The 20,435-nt window shown below is 61.8% G+C and carries 19 protein-coding genes; 7 read left to right on the forward strand and 12 right to left on the reverse strand.

Annotation, left to right across the window (positions count from 1 at the left end):
* From VBE63_RS04580 to VBE63_RS04615, 8 genes are all read right to left on the reverse strand, one after another.
* On the reverse strand, window positions 1-640 hold a 640-nt coding region (locus VBE63_RS04580; RefSeq protein WP_323681818.1), incomplete at its 3' end, for a hypothetical protein.
* 90 nt (window positions 641-730) lie between these two features.
* Window positions 731-1,189: a flagellar export protein FliJ gene (gene fliJ, locus VBE63_RS04585; protein ID WP_323681819.1), complete on the reverse strand. Its 459-nt coding sequence runs from the start codon at window positions 1,187-1,189 to the stop codon at window positions 731-733.
* Window positions 1,190-1,332: 143 nt separating this feature from the next.
* Entirely contained in the window at window positions 1,333-2,718 is a 1,386-nt protein-coding gene (gene fliI / locus VBE63_RS04590; RefSeq protein WP_323681820.1) for a flagellar protein export ATPase FliI, read from the reverse strand.
* Complete coding sequence (locus VBE63_RS04595) at window positions 2,715-3,779, reverse strand: flagellar assembly protein FliH (protein ID WP_323681821.1); 1,065 nt, start codon at window positions 3,777-3,779, stop codon at window positions 2,715-2,717. The genes fliI and VBE63_RS04595 overlap by 4 nt, the downstream gene beginning before the upstream one ends.
* Window positions 3,772-4,800 carry a flagellar motor switch protein FliG gene (gene fliG / locus VBE63_RS04600; RefSeq protein WP_323681822.1) on the reverse strand — a complete coding sequence of 343 codons (1,029 nt, stop codon included), beginning with the start codon at window positions 4,798-4,800 and terminating at the stop codon, window positions 3,772-3,774. The genes VBE63_RS04595 and fliG overlap by 8 nt, the downstream gene beginning before the upstream one ends.
* Window positions 4,797-6,509, reverse strand: coding sequence for a flagellar basal-body MS-ring/collar protein FliF (fliF, locus tag VBE63_RS04605; RefSeq protein ID WP_323681823.1), 1,713 nt, complete (start codon window positions 6,507-6,509; stop codon window positions 4,797-4,799). Before fliF ends, fliG begins: the two co-directional genes overlap by 4 nt.
* A gap of 202 nt (window positions 6,510-6,711) precedes the next feature.
* Window positions 6,712-7,836 carry an efflux RND transporter periplasmic adaptor subunit gene (locus tag VBE63_RS04610; protein ID WP_323681824.1) on the reverse strand — a complete coding sequence of 375 codons (1,125 nt, stop codon included), beginning with the start codon at window positions 7,834-7,836 and terminating at the stop codon, window positions 6,712-6,714.
* 34 nt (window positions 7,837-7,870) lie between these two features.
* A complete protein-coding gene (locus VBE63_RS04615; protein WP_323681883.1) occupies window positions 7,871-8,275 on the reverse strand; it encodes a S24 family peptidase in 405 nt (134 codons plus the stop codon).
* 306 nt (window positions 8,276-8,581) lie between these two features.
* Here VBE63_RS04615 and VBE63_RS04620 point away from each other — a divergent pair, with 306 nt between their 5' ends.
* The 4 genes from VBE63_RS04620 (at window position 8,582) to VBE63_RS04635 (ending at window position 13,254) form a co-directional block, all read left to right on the forward strand.
* Window positions 8,582-10,393, forward strand: a complete 1,812-nt coding sequence (locus VBE63_RS04620; RefSeq protein WP_323681825.1) for an ABC transporter ATP-binding protein/permease — start codon at window positions 8,582-8,584, stop codon at window positions 10,391-10,393.
* Window positions 10,383-12,032 (forward strand): sensor histidine kinase, encoded by a 1,650-nt coding sequence (locus tag VBE63_RS04625; RefSeq protein WP_323681884.1) that lies wholly within the window; start codon window positions 10,383-10,385, stop codon window positions 12,030-12,032. Before VBE63_RS04620 ends, VBE63_RS04625 begins: the two co-directional genes overlap by 11 nt.
* Before the next feature lie 8 nt (window positions 12,033-12,040).
* Window positions 12,041-12,691 (forward strand): response regulator, encoded by a 651-nt coding sequence (locus VBE63_RS04630; protein ID WP_323681826.1) that lies wholly within the window; start codon window positions 12,041-12,043, stop codon window positions 12,689-12,691.
* 86 nt (window positions 12,692-12,777) lie between these two features.
* The gene (locus VBE63_RS04635) at window positions 12,778-13,254 is read left to right on the forward strand and encodes a rhodanese-like domain-containing protein (RefSeq protein ID WP_323681827.1); all 477 of its coding nucleotides are present in this window, start codon (window positions 12,778-12,780) and stop codon (window positions 13,252-13,254) included.
* Between the two features lie 11 nt (window positions 13,255-13,265).
* On the opposite strand, the gene VBE63_RS04640 is transcribed toward VBE63_RS04635, so the two are convergent.
* From VBE63_RS04640 to VBE63_RS04655, 4 genes are all read right to left on the reverse strand, one after another.
* Window positions 13,266-14,201: an NAD(P)H-binding protein gene (locus VBE63_RS04640; protein ID WP_323681828.1), complete on the reverse strand. Its 936-nt coding sequence runs from the start codon at window positions 14,199-14,201 to the stop codon at window positions 13,266-13,268.
* Between the two features lie 139 nt (window positions 14,202-14,340).
* A complete protein-coding gene (locus VBE63_RS04645) occupies window positions 14,341-14,688 on the reverse strand; it encodes a Fis family transcriptional regulator (protein WP_323681829.1) in 348 nt (115 codons plus the stop codon).
* A gap of 653 nt (window positions 14,689-15,341) precedes the next feature.
* The gene (lpxD, locus tag VBE63_RS04650; RefSeq protein ID WP_323681830.1) at window positions 15,342-16,508 is read right to left on the reverse strand and encodes a UDP-3-O-(3-hydroxymyristoyl)glucosamine N-acyltransferase; all 1,167 of its coding nucleotides are present in this window, start codon (window positions 16,506-16,508) and stop codon (window positions 15,342-15,344) included.
* Window positions 16,509-16,605: 97 nt separating this feature from the next.
* Window positions 16,606-17,160, reverse strand: coding sequence for a hypothetical protein (locus VBE63_RS04655; RefSeq protein WP_323681831.1), 555 nt, complete (start codon window positions 17,158-17,160; stop codon window positions 16,606-16,608).
* 283 nt (window positions 17,161-17,443) lie between these two features.
* On the opposite strand from VBE63_RS04655, the gene alaC reads away from it, so the two are divergent.
* From alaC to VBE63_RS04670, 3 genes are all read left to right on the forward strand, one after another.
* Window positions 17,444-18,643, forward strand: coding sequence for an alanine transaminase (gene alaC, locus VBE63_RS04660; RefSeq protein WP_323681832.1), 1,200 nt, complete (start codon window positions 17,444-17,446; stop codon window positions 18,641-18,643).
* A gap of 61 nt (window positions 18,644-18,704) precedes the next feature.
* On the forward strand, window positions 18,705-20,021 hold the full coding sequence (locus VBE63_RS04665) for a homoserine dehydrogenase (RefSeq protein ID WP_323681833.1): 1,317 nt from the start codon (window positions 18,705-18,707) through the stop codon (window positions 20,019-20,021).
* 139 nt (window positions 20,022-20,160) lie between these two features.
* Window positions 20,161-20,403 carry a BolA family protein gene (locus VBE63_RS04670; protein ID WP_323681834.1) on the forward strand — a complete coding sequence of 81 codons (243 nt, stop codon included), beginning with the start codon at window positions 20,161-20,163 and terminating at the stop codon, window positions 20,401-20,403.
* Window positions 20,404-20,435 lie beyond the last annotated feature (32 nt).

Here is a 20,435-nt window from a genome sequence, read left to right on the forward strand (position 1 = left end):
CCTGATCGGCGAGGCGCGCGAGCAGTTCGCCGAAGGCGTCAGGGGGCACCTGATCGGCGAGGCGCACGAGCAGTTCGCCGAAGGCGTCAGGCGTAACCTGATCGGCGAACTGAGCGAAGAGTGCGTCAAGTTGTTCAGTGCTAAGGCTCTGCATGAACGTCTCGAGCGCCGCCTCGCTCTCAGCAGCAGGAAGCTGAGCTGCAAGCTCTGTGCTGAGCTGGGCCATTAGCTCCCTGCTAGCTTCCGGTGAAAGCTTTTGGGCAAGCAAGACGAGCAACTGTTCGCCCTGCTCAAGGGGAAGTTGATCGCCTTGCTTGAGTGAAAGACGCTCGCTCAGGGTTTGGCCGTTGCCGGCAGTTTGGTCACTGATACTGCCGAAAATGCTATCGAAAGTGCCGTCAAAAACGTCCTTTGAACCTTCCTCTTCGCCAGTCGTCGTTGTCAGCACATCCGCTAGAGCCGTCTCCGCGGTTGCGGTATTCGCCAATGCCGCCTCTGCATCGGCCCTGACTTCTGTCCGCAGCGCTGCCAACGCCATCTGATGCGCGAAGATCCCTGGCCGCTCAGCAGCAACCGGTGGTATCGACTTCGCCGTTGACGTCTGGCTAGTAGCCGTTGCAAGTAGCTGCTGAATATCCATCAGGGTATTCCCCGTTTCCCGTGTGGGATTTAGAAGGCTTTTAGCCAGGTGATGCGGTCAGTCTGGGAGATTGAGGTGATTTGGGTTGGCTCAGGCATCTTGTTGTTGTAACCGACGCCGCACCTCTCGGTTTGTGACCAACTCGTCATTGAGCCGTTGCTCTCGGCGGTGCTCTGCAAGCTGTTCCTGCAGGAGACGTCGGGTTGTCAGCGTATTATAAGAGGATAGCCGAGACTGTTCATTCTGCCACCGTTTTTGCGATTTCAGCACCCGCTGCTGCTGGGCCGCCAAGGCGTCTTTCGCGCGTCCTAGCGCATCGTCGAGCGCGCCCAGAAACTGCTGATAATTCTGCATCGTCGCCGGGTCGATCCCCTCACACATCGCTTGCTGCAGCCGCTGCGCATACTCTGCGCGATAGGTGCCGAGCGATTCGAGCTGCTGGGCGACCATCCGCTCATTGTTGCGTTCGCTGGCCAGGGCATGTCCAGCCTGATCGCGCGCTTCCCGAGCGAGATCGGTCAGCATTTCAAGAGGGCTTTGCGCCGTCATCAATCTCCTCCACTGCCGTCATGCTGTTCTGTCCTTATCAGTGATGTCCTTTCAGCTCTGTTCTTTGAGCAGATGTGCAGGCGGTTCCATGGGGCACTCTGCCGACTGTTCGTCTAGTCTAGGCCAAGCAACCCACTGCCGCTCTAACGCCCGACCGTTGTCGATAGCGCTTGCCTTGCGTCCGTTATGCTGGCAGCCTCTTCGATTCCCTGTTGCAAAAAACCCTCAAGATGCGGATACCGCTGCACCGCCTCATCTAGGCCAGGATCATGCCCTGGGCTGTACGCACCAACGCTTATTAGATCGCGATTGCGCTGATAGCGCGAGAACAATTGTTTAAATCGCTGTGCTTGACGTTGCTGTCGATCATCTACAATGGCTGTCATCGCCCGGCTGATGGAGGCCTCGATATCGATTGCCGGATAGTGCCCCGCATCCGCCAGCGCCCGCGACAGCACGATATGGCCGTCGAGAATGGCGCGTGCCGCGTCTGCGATTGGGTCCTGTTGATCGTCGCCCTCTGTCAGTACCGTGTAAAAGGCCGTTATCGAGCCGCCGCCGCGCGCCGCATTTCCGGCGCGCTCCACCAAGAGCGGCAGCTTCGCGAAGACCGAGGGCGGATACCCCTTGGTTGCCGGTGGCTCACCCACGGCTAATGCAATCTCGCGCTGCGCCATCGCGAAACGCGTTAGCGAGTCCATAATCAGCAGCACCGCCAGCCCCTGGTCGCGGAACCATTCCGCCAGCCGTGTCGCATAGGCCGCGCCTTGCAGTCGCTGCAGCGGCGAGGTGTCCGCCGGCGCGGCCACCACCACCGCTCGGCGCCGGCCTTGCTCGCCAAGGATATTGTCGATAAAGTCCTGTACCTCGCGGCCGCGCTCGCCGATCAGTCCCACCACAATCACATCTGCCCGCGTATAGCGCGCCATCATCCCCAACAACACCGACTTGCCGACACCCGAGCCCGCAAACAGGCCCATGCGTTGGCCGCGGCCCACGCTCAGCAGCGCATTGATTGCTCGAATACCGACATCGATCTGCTCCGCGATCGGCGCTCGTGCGAGGGGGTTGAGTGGAGGCACCGTCAGATGCCCGTGGGGCGCATCATCTAGCGCATCCAGTCCATCGAGCGGTTCGCCGTTGCCATCCACCACCCGTCCCAGCAAGGTCTCGCCCAGCGGAAATCGGCGCGCGTTGCTGCGCGTGCCCTCACCCAGCGCAAAGACCCGGGCGCCAGGTTGCAGGCCGGTCATCGCTGCCAGCGGCATCAGGAATAGTTTCTCGTCCGCGAAGCCAACCACCTCCGCCTCAGCAAAGCGCTGCTCACCATCACCGTAAGGGGAGGGGAGTTCGATCAAACAGCCGCCACCGAGCGGAACTTGGAGCCCTACCGTTTCGATGACCATGCCGGTGGCGCGCATCACTCGCCCACTGGCGCGCCATGGCGGGATGCTCTCGATGCGTCCGCGGACCCGCAGAAGCGACTGATGCCAGCGCTGCGTATGCGGGTTCTCGATAGACAGGCTCATCCGTTCGCTCGCGATGCGGTGGCTTCCTCAGCGCGTGCCTCCGGCTCGTCATCCGCCTCAGCCGCATCCAATAGCGCCTGCGCTGCTGCCCTCTGCTCGCTCGCTGAGCGACGACCGCGCACCTGCTGCCGAACCGTTTGCCAGCGCGACTCCCAGGTCGCATCCAACTCGCCCGAGGCACTGGTCACGCGGCAGCCGCCGCGGCTCACCTGATCATCCGGTTGCAGCGCCCAGCCGGCAGCCTCCAGCTCTTGGCCCAGATACTCGCTCACCAGATCATGGTCTTGCGGATGCAGCCAAAGCCGCGGTTTGCCGTGCATCGCCGGTTCGCTGTGTAAGAGCCCTCGCACCAAGTCCACGACATAGGTGGGTGTTGCATCCAACGCCTCGCCAGCTAATTGTCGGCCGGTCGCTAGCGCCAGCTCAACCAAGTCCTTCGCCATCTCCTCATCCAGCAGTGCCAGCGCATCGCTAAACTGCAGCGCAAGATTCCGTACCGGCTTCAGCGTCTTGTCGACCTGCTGCGCCCATGCTTGGCGCGCCGCCTCTTGGCCTTCTTCCAGGCCCTTGGCGTAGCCCTCGGCATGTCCGGTCTTCAAACCTTCGGCATGGCCCGCTTTGACGCCCTGGGCATGGCCTTGTTTGCGCGCGGTCTCAAGTGCCCGTTGACGCTCGGCCTCTAGGGCCTGCTTCTGGGCGTTTGCCTGGCGCGGGGGCTTGCCCGTCTCAGCCGACTGCGCCGATTTGCCTCGCGCTTTCGATTCGCCTTGCTGGCCCGGCGTGCCTTGAGCCTTGGCCTTTGCTGGAGCGCCAGCGCCCGCCGCGGCACCTGAGCCCAACGCATCAGGGCGAGCAGCCGCCGTGCCAAGGGTCTGGGTCTGAGCAGGCCCAGGCTGCGCTGCGCCGCCAGCCGAAGCGCGTGCTGTCGAACGTGAACCTGAACCAGCCACCACCCGACGCTTGTCCGCTGTCTGCTGCCGCAGCGCACTCAGTTCCGTCATCTGCCAGCGCTGCCAGGGCACATCCTCTTCGCGTCTGATCTTGGCGTCCGCCTCAGACATAGGTGTCGTCGCCACCGCCAATGATGATCTCGCCACTCTCCGCTAGGCGACGCGCCACCTGCAGAATCGCCTTTTGCTCGGCTTCCACCTGCGAGACGCGCATGGGTCCGCGGGCCTCCATATCCTCGCGAATCATCTCCGATGCGCGCGACGACATGTTGCGCAAGAAGGCTTCGACCAGATTCTCCGGCGCGCCCTTCAAGGCCACCACCAGGCTGTCGGTATCGATCTCTTTCAGCAACAGCTGGATGCTGCGATCGTCCAGCTCGATGAGGTTCTCGAACAGGAACATCTCGTCGATGATCTTCTGTGCCAGATCCTCGCTGTGCGCGCGCACCGTTTCGATCGCCGACTCTTCCTGTGAGCTATTCATCAGATTCAGAATCTCGGCCGCCGTGCGCACGCCACCCATCTTACTGCGCTTCAATGTCTGGCCATCAAGCATGCCGGTAAGTACCTCGGTGAGTTCCTGCAAGGCCGCCGGCTGCACGCCGCTGAAGGTTGCAACGCGCAGCACAATATCGTTGCGCAGCTTTTCGTCGAACAATTCCAATACCGACGCTGCTTGGCGCCGCTCCAGATGGACTAATACCGTCGCGATAATCTGCGGATGCTCATCGCGGATGAGTTCTGCGACCATCGGTGCCTCGATGAAGTTCAGCGTGTCGATGCCAGAACCACCGCGGCTCTCGAAGATATCCTCCAGCAAGCTCGCGGCGCGTTCTTCACCCAGTGCCTTGCTGAGCAGCGAGCGAATATGATCATTTGAATTACTGAGCGCGACGTACTCTTCTTGCTCGCGCATAAAGGCGTCCAGCACCGCGTTCATTTCCGCGTGGGACACCTGTTCCAGCTTGGTCATCTCCGTGCTGACCTCTTGCACCTCCTGTGGTGAGAGGCGCTTGAACACCTCCGCTGCGCTATCGTCATCCAAGGCCAACACCAGAATCGCGCTGCGGCGCGCGCCGCTCATGCTATCGAATAGGGCCTTCGATTTCGCTTCGTCTGCGTTAGTACTCATTGCTTCAACCAGTTGCGCACAATCAGCGCGACAATATGTGGGTCAGTCTGTGCCGTGTTGCGCAGATCAGCCAGTTTCTCCTGATAGCCGAGCGCCTTGTTGCGGCGCGCAGACTTCTTGTAAGCCGTTGAATCTCCGTCGACACCAGCCTCGTCCTCGTCCTCGCCCTCGCCCTCTTCACCATCGCCCACCTGGATATTCACCCCCTCGCTGGTCGCGGCCTCCAGCTCCGGCGGCCGGGTGTAGTGTTTGATGAACGGCCGCAGCAGCAACAGGTACGCCAGCAACAGCAGAAACAGCCACAGTAGCGGCTCGCCAAAGACCACCACCAGCTGCATCACCTCGGGGTCTTGCCACCACTCCATCGCTACTTCATCGTGCCGGCTGAACGCGCTGTTGACCACTTCAATGGTGTCGCCACGCTCTGCCGAGAAGCCCATGGCCCGGCGCGCCAGCCCTTCCACCTGTGTCAACTCTTCTGGCGTCAGCGCAACCGTTTCCAGCTCGCCGGCGTCGTTGCGTTGAATGCGATAGTCCACCACCACCGCCGCCGACAGCCGCTCCACGAGGCCGCGCTCCTTGCGCAGATGCGCTACGCTGCGGTCGACCTCGTAATTGATCACGTCCTCGCGCTGCAGGCTGGTTTCCATCGGTTCCGGCGGCGGACCGTCCTGATCCGCCTGCGCGTCCCCATCATCCTGGTCATCTGGTGGCGCTAGCTCAATCGGCGAGGCCGCGACACCCGGTGGGGTATTGCTGAGTGCGCCCGGGATTCCGCCGACCAGCTTGTCTTCATCGCCACTAAAGCTGACGTTCGACTGCCGGCTACGGATTGCGGAATCATTCGGCGGCTGATTCGGCCCGAACCGCTCCATGGTCTCTTCGCGATGGGAAAAATCGATCTGCGCCGATACCTGTGCGCGGACGCGGTCGCGGCCAAAGATCGGCGCCAGTATGTTCTCGATGCGCTGTTGATAGGAGCGCTCCACCTCATCCCGGTACAGTAATTGCTGGGCATTCAGATCGTTCGGATTCGGGTCCCGCGAGAGCATCTGACCGCGCTGGTCGACAATGGTGACCTCAGCCGCTGTTAGCTCCGGCACACTACTTGCCACCAGATGCCGAATCGCGCTGACCTGCTCCTCGCTCAGCGAGCGTCCACCAAATAGCGTCAGCACCACCGACGCCTTGGCCGGCTCGCGCTCGCGCACGAACACCGAGGGCCGTGCCATGGCTAAATGCACGCGCGCCTTTTCCACCGCGCCCATCGACTCGATCGAGCGCGAGAGTTCGCCTTCCAGCGAGCGCTGAAAATTCACCTGCTCGGCAAACTGGCTGATGCCGAACGCCTGGGTGTCCATCAGCTCGAAGCCGACATTCCCACCGCGTGGCAGACCTTGCTCCGCCAGTTGCAGGCGTAGAGGGTGTACCTGATTCGCCGGCACCAGCAGCGCTTGGCCGCCCTGGCTGAACTGATAGGGCACGCCGCGCGTATCCAACTCGCTGATGATGCGCCCGCCATCCGCCTCGCTCAGGTTACTGAACAAGACCCGGTAATCCGGGGCACGCGTCCAGAGCACCAACGCCGTGATCAGCGCCACCAAGGCCGCTCCGCCCACCAGTAACAGGAGTGGCACATTGGCGCGCAGCGACGGTGGCAGACGCTCGAGCAGCCCGTTTAAGCCGGTGCTGGCGCGTTCTTCACTCACGCGCTTGCCCCGTACTCGGTGCTAGCGGCCATGCTGTTCAGATCCGTTCGGCACATGAAATAGGCTGGAGCAGTTGGCATCCGTTCGTCCAAAAGGGTGGTCGCCGGTTTGCCAAGAAGTGTAAAGGACAACAGTGTCAGACTGAAGTCACCCGAGCAAAGCCAGGAAAAAAAGGGATTATACGGACTATTTGTCCGCATGCTCACTCGATGATGCGCACCGCGTCGCCAGCGGCGAGTCCGAGGAAGCCGCGGGTGATGACCTGGGTGCCCGGTTCGAGGCCGGCAAGGATCTCGACTTGATCAGTGATGCGTAGGCCGGTCTCGACCGCTTGGCGCGCCGCCTTGCCGTCGGCGTCGATGACCCAAAGGAAAGGGCCCGCGCGCTCTTGACGAATGCTGCGGAAGGGGACCATGAGACGCGCCATCTCGCGGCTGCTGAATCTGATGCGTACGAACTGTCCGGAGCGTGCGCCCTCTGGGATCTGCTCGAAGGCGACCTCGACCTTGGCCTGACGTCCGCTCTCGGAGAGGGTTGGATGGATGCGTAGGATCGTGCCGGGGAAGCTGTCTCCGCCCAGCGCATCGATGCGGATCTGAACCGCGTCGCCGACTGACAGCTGTGGTAACACCAGCTCCGAGACCAAGACCTCGGCGATCAGTGATGTGGGGTCGGCGACGCTGAGTAGGTGGGTATTCTTGGCGACGAAGTCGCCGGGCTCGACTAGGCGAGCGGTCAGCAGACCATCAAAGGGTGCGCGGATCTTGGTGAACGCCAGTCGCGTCTCGAGCACCTGGGCCTGCGCCTCGGCGACCGCGACCGCCGTGCGGGCCTGGGCGATCTCATCGTCGGAGGCGCCGCCACGTCCAGCTAAGGCCTCAAGCCGCTTCAGGTCGAGCCGTTTTTGATCGGCTGTCGCGCGGGCTGCATTCAGCTCGGCCTGCAGCAGGTCGTCTTCGAGGCGCAGCAAGGTTTGCCCTTGCTGGACCGGATCGCCTTCGAACACCGCGAGCGCGATGATGCGGCCTTCTTCCTGACTGTGCAGCCGCACCAACCGACGCAGCCGCAGACTACCAGGGCGCTCGTGCTGCATCGAGACCGAGGCGCGTTCGGCAGTGATGGCGGTGACCAGCTGTGCTGTGGTCGCGGCGTCGGCTGTCGGCGCGGAGGTTGTTGTGGTTGCATCGGTCGGCTTGGACGCCGGCGCCCTGCTGCGACTGGCCGTCGATCCACTGGGGGCCTCGCTGCAGCCGATCAGCACTGTGGTCAGCGCGACTAGCATCCACAGCAACCGCGCGATCGGCACCGCCGATTGCGATCCAGACACTGCTAGGCAGCCTATGCCGCGGCTGGATCGGTGTTTATGCGCCTTCAAGGGTGATGTCAACGGCGTTGATGGGCGCCGCGGTGGATGTCGCGACCTGGCCGGCGTCACGATACTCGTAGTGCTTGATCTGGCGGCGGATGTTGCGCTGAATGATGATGCCGAGCACTTTCCATTCCAGGCCACTGAGCTCGATCTCAGGGAAGTGCCTGTTCAGTGCGATCAGCCATTCACGCCCCTGATCATCGCGTCGATACTGGCGAAACCAACGCACGCCTTCGACCTCGGCGAAGACATACATGCCGCTGCGGCACTGCTCGGTTGGCTCGACGATCACCACGCATCGATCTGGAAACTCCGGTTCCATGTCCGGCCCGAGCACCTGCAGGGCATAAGGCTCGTGCATACTGCAGCCGGTGCCTTCCAGCATGGGTTCTGACATCATGAGACCTCATCTCGTGTTGCAAGCAGCCGGCTGCGCTCGCGCAGCCGGCTAAGGGTTGATCCTAAAAAGCGCATCTGAACCGCAGATTACGCAGATTCACGCAGAGATTTCAATACGCCGCAACGCATCACGGCCTCAGCTGCTAGACGGCCTTGCTAAACCTGCTAGAGCCTTGTTTTATCCTATTTTAATCTGTGCCATCTGCGGTTTTATAGATTCCATTGGCTTGCGACCAAACCTTCCAACCGAACCTGGCCTTACCGGCTTGGTCGGCTTTCTTCTCTCGCCCGAGCCGCATCGCCCATGATTCGAATCCATGCAGCCACCGAACGCGTCCACTCAGACCGACGCGATCGCCAGAATCTCCGCGGCATCTTGCCCTATTTGGCCGAGTTCCGTGGTCGCGCGCTGATCGCGCTTGGCTGTCTGGTCTTGGCCAAGTTTGCTAATGTCGGGGTGCCGATCCTGCTCAAGCAGATCGTCGATGCCTTCGAGCAGGCGAGAGAGCAGGTGCTGGTGCTGCCCATCGGGCTGCTGATGGCTTATGGCGCGCTTAAGTTGAGCAGTTCGCTGTTCAACGAGTTGCGCGATGTGGTATTTGCGCGGGTGCGCTTTCGCGCCATGCGCCGGCTCTCCACCCGGGTCCTCACCCATCTGCACCAACTCTCGCTCAGCTATCACCTTGGCCGCCAGAGCGGGGCCTTGAGTCGGGATCTGGAACGTGGCACGCGTTCGATTGCGACGATTCTCAATTATTTGGTGTTCAGCGTCATCCCGGTGCTGGTCGAGTTCACCTTGGTCGCCGCGGTGCTGCTGACCAAGTACCAGCTGATCTTTGCCCTGGTCACCTTTGGCACGGTGTTGGTCTACATTGGCTTCACTTTTGCGATCACCGAGTGGCGCATGGACTATCGACGGCAGATGAATGTGCTGGATTCGCGCGCCAATACCCAGGCCTTCGATAGCCTGCTCAACTACGAGACGGTGAAGTATTTCGGCAACGAGCGCCTCGAGCTCGATCGCTACGATAACACCCTGGCGCAGTGGGAGGACGTCGCGGTCAAGAGCCAGTCCTCGATGTCGCTGCTCAACTTCGGTCAGGGCAGCATCATCGCGATTGGCGTCACGCTGATCATGGTCTATGCCGCTCAGGGCGTGGTCAACGGCAGCATGAGCATCGGCGATCTGGTGCTGGTCAACGCCTTTATGCTGCAGTTGTTTATCCCGCTCGGCTTTCTCGGCATCGTCTATCGGCAGATCAAGTACGCACTCGCCGATATGGATCTAGTGTTCAAGCTGCTGGAACGCACGCCTGAGATCACCGACGCGCCAGGGGCGCCGGCGCTGGTGCTGAACAAGGGCGCGGTGCGCTTTGAGGGCGTCAGCTTCCATTACCAACCGGAGCGCGCCATCTTGCACCAGGTCGATGTCCATATCGATCCTGGCGAAAAGGTGGCCGTCGTTGGCCACAGCGGCGCTGGCAAATCGACCTTGGCGCGACTGCTGTTTCGCTTCTATGACCCGCAGCAGGGGCGGATCTTGATCGATGATCAGGATATCCGCGGCGTTCATCAAGACAGCCTGCGCGCGGCGATCGGCGTGGTGCCGCAGGACACGGTCTTGTTCAACGACAGCCTCCGCTACAACCTCGCCTATGGTCGAACGGACGCGACCGAGGCCGAGATCCAGCGCGCGGCCGAGCTGGCGCATATCGCTGATTTCATCGCCAGCCTGCCCGAGGGGTGGGAGACCGTCGTTGGCGAGCGCGGCCTCAAGCTCTCCGGCGGTGAGAAGCAGCGAGTCGCCATCGCCCGGGCGATCCTCAAACGACCGCGTATCCTGATCTTCGATGAGGCTACCTCGTCACTGGATAGCCGCACCGAGCAGGCGATCCAGCAGACGCTGGCCGAGGTGTCGGAGGATCACACCACGCTGGTGATCGCGCATCGGCTCTCGACCGTGGTCGATGCGGATCGCATCTTGGTGATGGATCAGGGCCGTGTCATTGAGCAAGGTGCGCACCGCAGTCTGTTGTCTCAGGGAGGCACCTATGCGGCGATGTGGGAGCTGCAGCAACGTGAGCGCGAGGCTGCCTCTGGTGTCGATGATGTTTGATGCGCGAAGGCGCTTGGAAGGCCGTTGGCCTGTTTCGACGGATGCGCCGCATCAGGGTGGGGTTCCGCAGGGCAGCCCTGGTAAGGGGCGGAATCCTGTCCAGATCCTGCTCTCGGCGCGGCTCGCCTGGCCGCTGGCGATGGTGGCCATTGCGTTGCTGGGAGCATTGAGCTTGTTGCTGGTCAATCTTGCCCTGCCAGGACAGGCTTGGCCAAAATGGCTCTGTCTGGGCTTCCTGTTGGCTGGGCTCCTCGCCGCCGTCTTCGCCGCGGTGCGGCTGAAGAGCCAGCTGCTGATGCCCTTGGTCAGCCTTGAGGATGCAGTGGCCCGGGTCTGTCAGGGCGAGCCCGGCGCGAGCCGCTCACTGTCAAACGTGGGTGTGCTGGATAGCATGGCGCGCGATATCGGCGCCTTGAACGCGGAGCTGACCGAGCTTTATGAAGACATGGACACGCGCGTCGCACGCCAGACCATGCGGCTGGCGCAGAAGACCGCATCCCTGAAGATCCTCTACGATGTCGCCGCTGAGATCGCCGGCGCCGAGAGTCTGGACGCGCTACTGCTGCGCTTTCTGCGCACACTCAAAGAGATGGTCAACGGCCGCGCCGCCACGGCGCGGCTGGTTGCGGCTGATGGTAGTCCGCGTCTGGTCGGCTCGATTGGTCTGGATGATGACTTGGTGCGCGAGCAGGATATGGCGCCGGTCGACCTCTGTCTCTGCGGCACGGTGCTCTGCCCAGGCGAGATCGTCTGCGACAATGATCTGCGCTACTGCTCGCGGGTCTATGGTCGGCGGATGTTCGAGAGCGACGAGCTGGAGGTGGTCACGGTCCCGCTCAAGCACCACGATGAGCTGCTCGGCGCCTACTCGATCTTCATCGAGCGCTCGGGGATTAGTCGGCGGGAAGACATTCTCGATCTGCTCGCGACCATCGGTCAACATATCGGTGTAGCGATCGCCAAGTACCGCTCCGACCATGAGGCACAGCGCCTGTCGATCTTGGAGGAGCGCAGCTCGCTTGCCCATGAGCTGCATGATTCCTTGGCGCAGACCTTAGCCAGCCTGCGCTTGCAGGTACGGATGCTGGCGGATGCGCTAGAGGGGCATGCGATCCCAGACGAGGCGCGGGTGGACCTATCGCGGATTCGTAACGGCATCGATGAGGCCCATGGTGAGCTCCGCGAGTTGCTTGGGAGCTTTCGCGCACCCTTGGATCGGCGCGGGCTGATTCCAACGCTGCAAGACATCACGCGTCGTTTTGGCCAGCGGACCGGTATCCATGCTGCCTTTCAGATGGGCTGCCGACCCTTCGATCTCTCGGCCGCCGAGGAGTTGCAGATCATGCGGATTGTCCAGGAAACGCTGACCAATGTGCGTAAACATGCGCAGGCGCAAACGGTGCGTGTGCTGCTGACCCGCGAGCAAACCGGCGAGTATGTGTTACTGATCGAGGATGATGGTATCGGCTTCAGCACCCCAAGGCGCAGTGGTCATCCAGGTGAGCATATCGGGCTGTCGATCCTAGAGGAACGTGCACGGCGCATCGGCGCAGCGCTGACGATCGAGAGTGAGCCGGGCGAGGGGACTCGCATCGAGTTGGTGTTCAATCCTACTGCGCGCGGCGCCGCGACCGCGTAGGTCAGCTCATGCGCGTCTTGCTGATCGATGACCATGCCTTGTTTCGCATCGGCCTGCTCGAGCTGCTGGAGCGACGCGGGATCGAGGTGATCGATGCCGTTGGCGATAGCGATGTCGGGCTGCGGCTGGCCCGAGATTGCGCGCCGGATGTGGTGCTGATGGACCTGCGGATGCCGGGTGAGAATGGGATCGATCTGGTGCGCAAGATGCAGCGAGAAGGGATCGAGCGCCGAGTCGCGATGCTGACCACCAGCACGGATGAGCGCGATGTCGTCAATGCCCTACAGGCCGGCGTCAATGGCTATCTGCTCAAGGATATGGAGCCGGACGAGCTCGTGGCCGCCTTGCGGGGGATCATTGCTGGACAGACCATCGTCGCACCCGAACTCACCGGGGCTTTGGCGCGTGCGGTGCGGCAGGAGTCGGTTGTGCAGGAGCCAGCCGTCACCTTCTCGGACCTGACGCCGCGCGAGATGGAGATCCTGTGCCATCTGGCGGGGGGGCAGAGCAACAAGGTGATCGGCAACGAGTTGGGGATCTCCGAGGGCACCGTGAAATTGCATGTGAAGTCCATCCTGCGCAAGCTCAAGATGCGCTCGCGTGTCGAGGCCGCCGTGCTCGCGGTCGAGCAGGGGCTCTGCGACCGGAAATCAACCTAATCCGCTAGGGCCTTGTTTTTAACATTCAGTCTGCGCGCATCTGCCTCATCTGCGGTTGAAATGATCTTTTTAGGTTTATAGGATCAATGAAGAATTTTCTCGAACTGGTCAGCAACTGCCTGACCGATGTCCGCGAGATCATGCCTTGGGACCTCGAAGAGCGGCTTCAGGCCAACCCTGATCTGCTGATCCTGGACGTGCGTGAGCCGAACGAGTTCAACGCCATGCACATCGCCGGCTCGATGAACGTGCCGCGCGGCATCCTGGAGTCGGCTTGCGAGTGGGATTACGAAGAGACCGAGCCGGAGCTGGTGCGCGCTCGCGACCGTGAGATCGTCGTCGTCTGCCGCTCTGGCAATCGCAGCATCCTCGCAGCGCATTCGATGCAGGTGCTCGGTTACAGCAATGTCGTCTCGCTACAGAGCGGTGTCCGGGGATGGAAGGATTATGATCAGCCTTTAGTCGATGGCGAAGGCCGGGATGTCGACCTGGACGATGCTGATGTCTACTTCACGCCGAAGCTTCGTCCAGACCAGCATCGTCCCGCCACCGAGCGCGTCTGAAGAGCGCATCGCTATGGGCTGGCCAGATAGCTCAGACTGTTCTGGTCGAATGCGCGTCCGGCGATTCCAAGTCGCGCTAGCCCATCGTCGCTGCAGGTATTCCCGGCCAGCAACATGCGAAGCTGATCGCGGGTGACCGGGAACCAGCTGAAACGGCCAAGCAGGGCGGCGACCGGCTCGAGCACCAGCGCAGGCGCTGGCAACATCAGCTTCGACTTACCGCTGGCGGTCGCCAAGGCTTTCAGAATCTCCTTCCAGCTTGGGCTGTCGGGTCCGCAGAGTGCATAGGTCTGACCGATGGTGTCTTCGCGTGTCAGGGCGGTGGCGAAGGCGTTGGCAACATCTTCGACATGCACCGGGGCGAGTCGGAAGCCGCCTGCGTCGAGCAGAGAGAGGCCGGCGAAGAATAGTGGCGCAGGCACTGGGCTATCGATCAACTCGGCCTTCAGCTGGGTGCAGAACTCCATGCGGCCCCGCGGCGGGCCGAAGATCACCGAGGGGCGGAAGATGGTCCACCGCAGGGTTGACTGCTTGAGTCGGTCTTCGGCGGCCAGCTTCGTGGTCTGATAAGGGGTCTGATCCTCTGGCTGAGCAGCATCAATGCCATTCGCGCTCATCAATAAGAAACGCTGGACCCCAAGCTCCTCGGCCACCGCGATGCTGCGTTCGGCGCCGCGTCGCTGCATGGCGTCAAAGGTGATGCCTTGCTGCGGCAGCTCACGCAAGATGCCAATCAAATAGATCACGGCCTCGGTGCCGCTCAGGCAGTCGCGAATGTCGGCCTCGTTGGCGACATCGCCGGGCACCGCCGTACAGTTGGGCTGTGCATTGAGCTTGTGCTCGCTGCCAGGCCGAGTCAACACGCGCAGCTCATGGTCTGCCTGCAACAAGGCATCGATGATGTAGCTGCCGACGAAGCCGGTGCCGCCGATGATTCCAATCTTCATCCTGGGTCTCCTGCAAGAGTGGTTAGGATAGGAGTGGTTGGGAATGAGGCAGGTAGACGCTGCCCAAACACAAACTGGGGTGTGTTTCAGTCGGTGACAAACAGCACCTCGGCGGCGGCGGCTCTGGCAGCGGGCGGCCTTAGGTGCTTGCGGCGGGCAGTGAGGCCGGGGGGGAGGCTGCCTGCTGAGGTCGGCGCGCGCCGAGTCGGCGTAACTTCGACTTCAGGCTCGAGAATGCGGACTTGATCGATTCCTCGGCCTTCTTTTGGGCCTCACGGACAATGATTTGCTGCCGTTCGGGCGAGGTGACGACCAGCTCGAAGCGGACTCGGTGACCGTTGAGCTGGTCGAACTCTTCGGCGATACGTGCCCCGATCTCGTAGTCGCGGCCAGGGAAGCTGGCTTGAATCGCCTGTGCCTGCTGATTGATCAGGCGTTTGATGCGATTGTCCAACGCAAGAAAGTCTCCAGAAATTCTAACGCTCATTCACTACCTCATTGCATGGGACCAGGGTGCGTTGGCTCGCTGCCGCGAGACGTCGCAGTGGTCGCCTAGCCCTGTTCTGGCGAAGGGATCGCTCAGCGGTTGGGCTTGGGCTCCTAGGGGAACATCGATAAAACGGAACGACTCATCACGGAGGATGATGGAATTCAGGGCGCGAGGTTGGGCGTTTAGCGCGCTCAGCACCAAGACACCGGATTGATTCTGGAGTGGCCTTGGGTCCTCGAGCGTTTCTTGCTGCGTCCAGCAGCGCCGGTTCAACGGCCGTTACTGGCATGTGCGAAGAGCGGTAGCTGAGGTGTCATCTACGGATGAATCCTTTTCGGGCCGATACCGCGGAAGGGGTGGTGCGGCGGCGCGTTGAGACCTCTCCATTAACGGTTTGACGATAGCACAAAGTTGGCGCTTTCACATCTAGATTTATATCTCGATTTATATCTAAATTTACATCTAGATGTAAGCCTAGATGTCGAGTTCGAGTGTTGGCGCGGAGGGGGAATCCCCTAATTTTCATCTGGTGTTGATCCTGCCTCGGGCGCGAACTTTGTGTTCGAGCGACTCTCGAAGTCTGGGGAGCTTCAATCAGGCTCTCTGACTCCTTGTCGTGTTCCCCCGCCCCTGGCGGGGTTTTTTTATGGTCAGGGTTTGCGCTCAGCCTTCTCCAGCTCGGATATCCGCTGTTTCAGCTCGGTCAGCTCGGCGCGCCAGCCCTTGAGGGCCTTGATCAGCGCAGGGAGTTGCGCGAGGGCGGCAAGCTCTCGCAGGGTCTGCTTCATCGGTCGGGCTGGGGTGCCGAAGACGCTGGCCCCGGCAGCGACGTCTTTGGTGACGCCTGCTTGCCCGCCGATGCGGGCGCCAGCGCCGATCTCAAGATGATCAGAGATGGCAACCTGGCCGGCGACGACAGTGCCAGTGCCGAGGCGGCTGCTGCCGGCGACACCAGATTGGCTGACCAGGATGACATGGGCGCCGATGTCGGTGTTGTGGGCAATTTGAACCAGATTGTCGATCTTGGTACCCCGGCGGATGCGGGTCTCGCCGAGCGTGGCGCGATCCACGCAGCTGTTGCAGCCGATGTCGACATCCTCTTCAAGGACGACGCGCCCGAGTTGTGGCACCTTGCGATGGGCGCTGCCGTCCCAGACAAAGCCGAAACCCTCGCCGCCGATCACCACGCCTGAGTGCAGAATACAGCGGTCGCCAACCCTGCAGTCGCGCTGGATGCTGACATTGGCCTCGAGAAGACAGTCGGCGCCAATGCGGACGTTGCGCTCAATCACGCTGCCGGCGCCGATCACCGAGCGGGGGCCGATGCAGACATCGGCGCCGACCACGGCATTGGGGCCGACCGAGACCCCATCGGCGAGCTTGGCACTCGCCTCGATGACGGCGCTGGGGTGGATGCTCGGGGTGCTAGGTCGCGGAACAAACTGCTCGGCGACACGGAAGAAACGCTCCCGGGGCCGCTCGGTTCGCAGCAGTTCGGGGCCTTCGACGGCCGGGAAGTCAGGCGGAACGATGACGGCACCGGCATGGCTGCTGCTGACCGCTTCGGCCTGATCCGCGTGCTCGGCGAAACAGAGCTCGGTGGGCCCGGCGAGGGCGAGGGTGTTGACCCCGGTAAACTCGGCACGCCTGGCCTGGCGGGGTCTTGCCTCGGTTGCCGGTGCGGCTGCGGTTGCCTGTATGGCTGCAGTTGTGGATGCCTGTGCAGATGCGTCGGTGCTGACTCGGGCTGGCTGAGATGGAGCTGTTGATGGTGTGATCTCGATGAGGTCGCAGAGCTGAGCGAAATCCAGGACCATGATGGTTTGCTGCCTTTGTAGAGCAAGCGAAGGCCATCTGCCGCCCTCGCGATAAGCGTAAATGCCCGAGGGCGAATCAGCCGCGAGCCGGTGCCGATTATTCGAACAGGTCGCGAAAGGCCTTGGCGAAACGCTTGTAGGCATCCCAGCCGTCCTTGTCCATCACCTGATCGATGATCCAGCGATTTTCCTCCTCGCGCCCCATCAGTTGTTGGATCTCGAAGCCGAGGTGGCGCAGGAAGGGGTAGGTCGGTCCCTCGTCGTCGAGCTGGAACTCGGCGTACTCCTCAGAGCGCGCGTTGAGTCGGCTCAGGAAGGGCGAGCCATAGTCGCCGGGACCGAGCAGATCCTGGCTGTTATCTTGCACATGCTCGACGAGCTTTTTCGCGAAGGCCGTGATTAGGTCTCGGCGTTGTGCGTCGTCGAGGAGATCGTGGCTGAGGCGGTCGGCAATCTGGATCAGGAAGACGAGATATTCCTGGATCACCTCAAGGCGCTGGGCGTCGTCGCGATAGACGAAGCGCTCGCAGTGTAATGAGATGGCCTTGTCGACCGCGATGCGCCAGCCGATAAAGGCGAGAGCCCCGCCGATCTCGCTGAGCGAGCGTTGTTGCTCGTCGTTCCACCAGTGACTCTTGATGCGTAACGCCATGCTGACTCCGGATGGGGCCCTCGGGCCTGGCTTGGCACCGAACGCTCACTTTATCTCTGAGTATTTTACTCGTTAAACTCGCGCTAACCTAAGGTTGAGCGCGATCAACTCAAGACGGGCCTTGCAGGTCCATCGCTTGCAGGTCCATCAAACCCTGAAGATGGGTCCACTCCGCCCTCGGAACAGGTCAAGGCACAAGGAGGTTGCACGCCATCCGCTTTTGATCCAAGCGGGTCGGCGGTACACTCTCTCGATTAACCCTCACTATGCCATCGAGGTTCCCGTGGTCGCCCCGCAGCCGAGTTTCCGCCGCATCGAGCGGCTTCCCCCCTACGTCTTCAATATCGTCAACGAGTTGAAGGCTGCGGCCCGAGCACGAGGTGAGGACATCATCGACTTCGGCATGGGCAATCCAGATCAGCCGACGCCGCGGCACATCGTCGACAAGCTGGTTGAGGCCTCGCAGCGACGCGACACCCATCGCTACTCGGTCTCGCGTGGCATCCCGCGGCTGCGCCGCGCGATCTCGCGCTGGTATCTGGATCGCTTTGATGTCGAACTGGACCCGGACAGCGAGGCGATTGTCACCATCGGCTCTAAAGAGGGCCTGGCGCATCTGGCGCTGGCGACCATGGGCGCTGGTGACACTGTATTGGTGCCGAACCCGGCCTATCCAATCCATCCTTACGGCTTCATCATCGCGGGCGCCGATGTGCGCCATGTCCAGTTGACCCCCGAGGTCGATTTCTTCGACGAGCTGCGCCGTGCCATTCTCGACTCCTGGCCGCGACCGAAGATGCTGGTGCTCAACTTCCCCGGCAACCCAACTACTCAGTGCGTAGAGCTCCCTTTCTTTGAGCAGGTGGTCGAGATCGCCCGCGAGCATGGTATCTGGGTGCTGCACGACATCGCCTATGCCGACATCGTCTTCGACGGCTACAAGGCCCCCTCGATCCTGCAGGTGCCTGGGGCCAAAGATATCGCGGTCGAGTTCTTTTCGATGTCCAAGAGCTACAACATGCCGGGCTGGCGCATTGGCTTTATGTGCGGCAATCCGCAGCTGATCGCCGCCTTGGCGCGGATCAAGTCTTATTTAGACTACGGCACCTTCACGCCGATCCAGGTCGCGGCCATTCATGCCTTAGAGTCCTCGCAAGACTGCGTGGCCGAGATCCGGGATATGTACCAGGGCCGCCGCGATTGCCTCTGTGATGGGCTCAATGAGGCCGGTTGGCCGGTCGATCGCCCGAAGGCGACGATGTTCGTTTGGGCGCGCATCCCCGAGCCTTACCGGGAGATGGGCTCGCTGGAATTCTCGAAGAAGCTGCTGCGTGATGCCAAGGTTGCGGTCTCGCCTGGCATTGGTTTTGGCGACTATGGCGATGACCATGTGCGCTTTAGTCTGATCGAGAACGAACATCGTACCCGTCAGGCGGTGCGTGGCATCAAGCAGATGTTTCGCGAGGATGCCCGTACTGGTTGAGGGTAAAGCCATCATGCGCGGCGGTATTGCCGCGTTCAGCGTAGAGCACTGAGGAGAGCCTATGGAACCGGTCAAGATCGGTCTGCTGGGATTGGGCACCGTTGGCGGTGGCACGGTTACCGTGCTGACGCGGAATGCCCACGAGATTGCGCGCCGCGCCGGGCGTGCGATTCGGATCACCCATGCCGCCGCGCGTCAGTACGATCCAGAGCGAATCAAGGGTTTGGGGCAGATCGAGCGCATCAGTGATGATGCCTTCGCGGTGGTCGATGATCCCGATGTCGATATCGTCATCGAGCTGATCGGTGGCTATTCGCCCGCGCGCGAGTTGGTGCTGAAGGCGATCGACAACGGCAAGCATGTGGTTACCGCCAACAAGGCGCTGATCGCCACGCACGGGAATGAGATCTTCGCCGCAGCTCAGACGCAGGGCGTTATGGTCGCGTTCGAGGCCGCCGTCGCCGGTGGGATCCCGATCATCAAGGCCGTCCGCGAGGGCTTGGCCGCGAACCGGATCGAGTGGATTGCCGGCATCATCAACGGTACCGGCAACTTCATTCTTACCGAGATGCGCGATAAGGGCCGCGAGTTCGCCGATGTGCTGGCCGAGGCGCAGCGGCTCGGTTACGCGGAGGCGGACCCGACCTTTGATATCGAAGGCATCGACGCGGCGCACAAACTGACCATCCTGAGCTCACTGGCCTTCGGTATCCCGCTGCAGTTCGACAAGACCTTTACCGAGGGTATCGCAAAGATCGAGCCGCAGGATGTCGCCTTTGCCGCTGAGCTCGGCTATCGCATCAAGCATCTCGGGATCACCCGTCGCACCACGGCGGGTATCGAGATGCGCGTGCATCCGACGCTGATCCCGCACCGGCGACTGATCGCGAACGTCGATGGGGTGATGAACGCGGTACTGGTCAAGGGCGATGCGGTGGGGCCGACGCTGTACTATGGCGCCGGCGCCGGCGCGCTGCCGACTGCCTCGGCAGTGGTGGCTGATGTGGTCGACCTCGTCCGAGCGCTGACCACTGATCCAACCAATCGGGTGCCACACCTGGCCTTCCAGCCCGATGAGCTGGCGGATACCCCAGTGCTGCCGATCGAGGCGGTCGAGACCGCCTATTACCTCCGCATCACCGCGCTGGATCGGCCCGGCGTCATGGCTGCCATCGCTGGCATCTTGAGCGAGGAGGGCATCAGTATCGAAGCAATCAAGCAGAAAGAGCCGGCTGAAGGCGAGATCAAGGTGCCCCTGATCCTGCTCACCCATCGCATCGAAGAGGCGGCGATGAACCGCGCCATCGCAAGGATCGAGACCTACGACGGGACCTCGGGTGAGGTGGTGCGTATCCGTATGGAAAGCCTCGAAGGCTGATTCGGCTTGGCTCATGGACGCTTGGGGTCATGGACGCAAGGGCTGATCGGCTCTTGGGCGATGGCGTTTGCAGCCCAACATAGCCGACACCCTTAGTACTGGGCCCTGATGGCCCATCGACAAGCGAGTAGTCAAGACCATGGAAATCGAAGCAGTAGCTCAATTGATCCGCAGTGGCCTCCCGGGGGCGGAGGTCGAGGTCAGGGGCGACGGGAGTCATTTCGAGGCGATCGTCGTCAGCGATGCCTTTGTTGGTCTGACCCCAATCAAGAAGCAGCGGCTGGTGATGGATACGGTGAAGGCGCAGATCGCCTCTGGCGAGCTGCATGCGCTGTCCATCAAGACCCTGACCCCGGAGCAGCGCCCGGCGGACGTCAGATAGCGTCCCAGGCTCAACCGGGCTCAAACGGAAGG

The sequence above is a fragment of the Lamprobacter sp. genome (genome assembly GCF_034860625.1).
Classification (GTDB): Bacteria; Pseudomonadota; Gammaproteobacteria; order Chromatiales; family Chromatiaceae; genus Lamprobacter.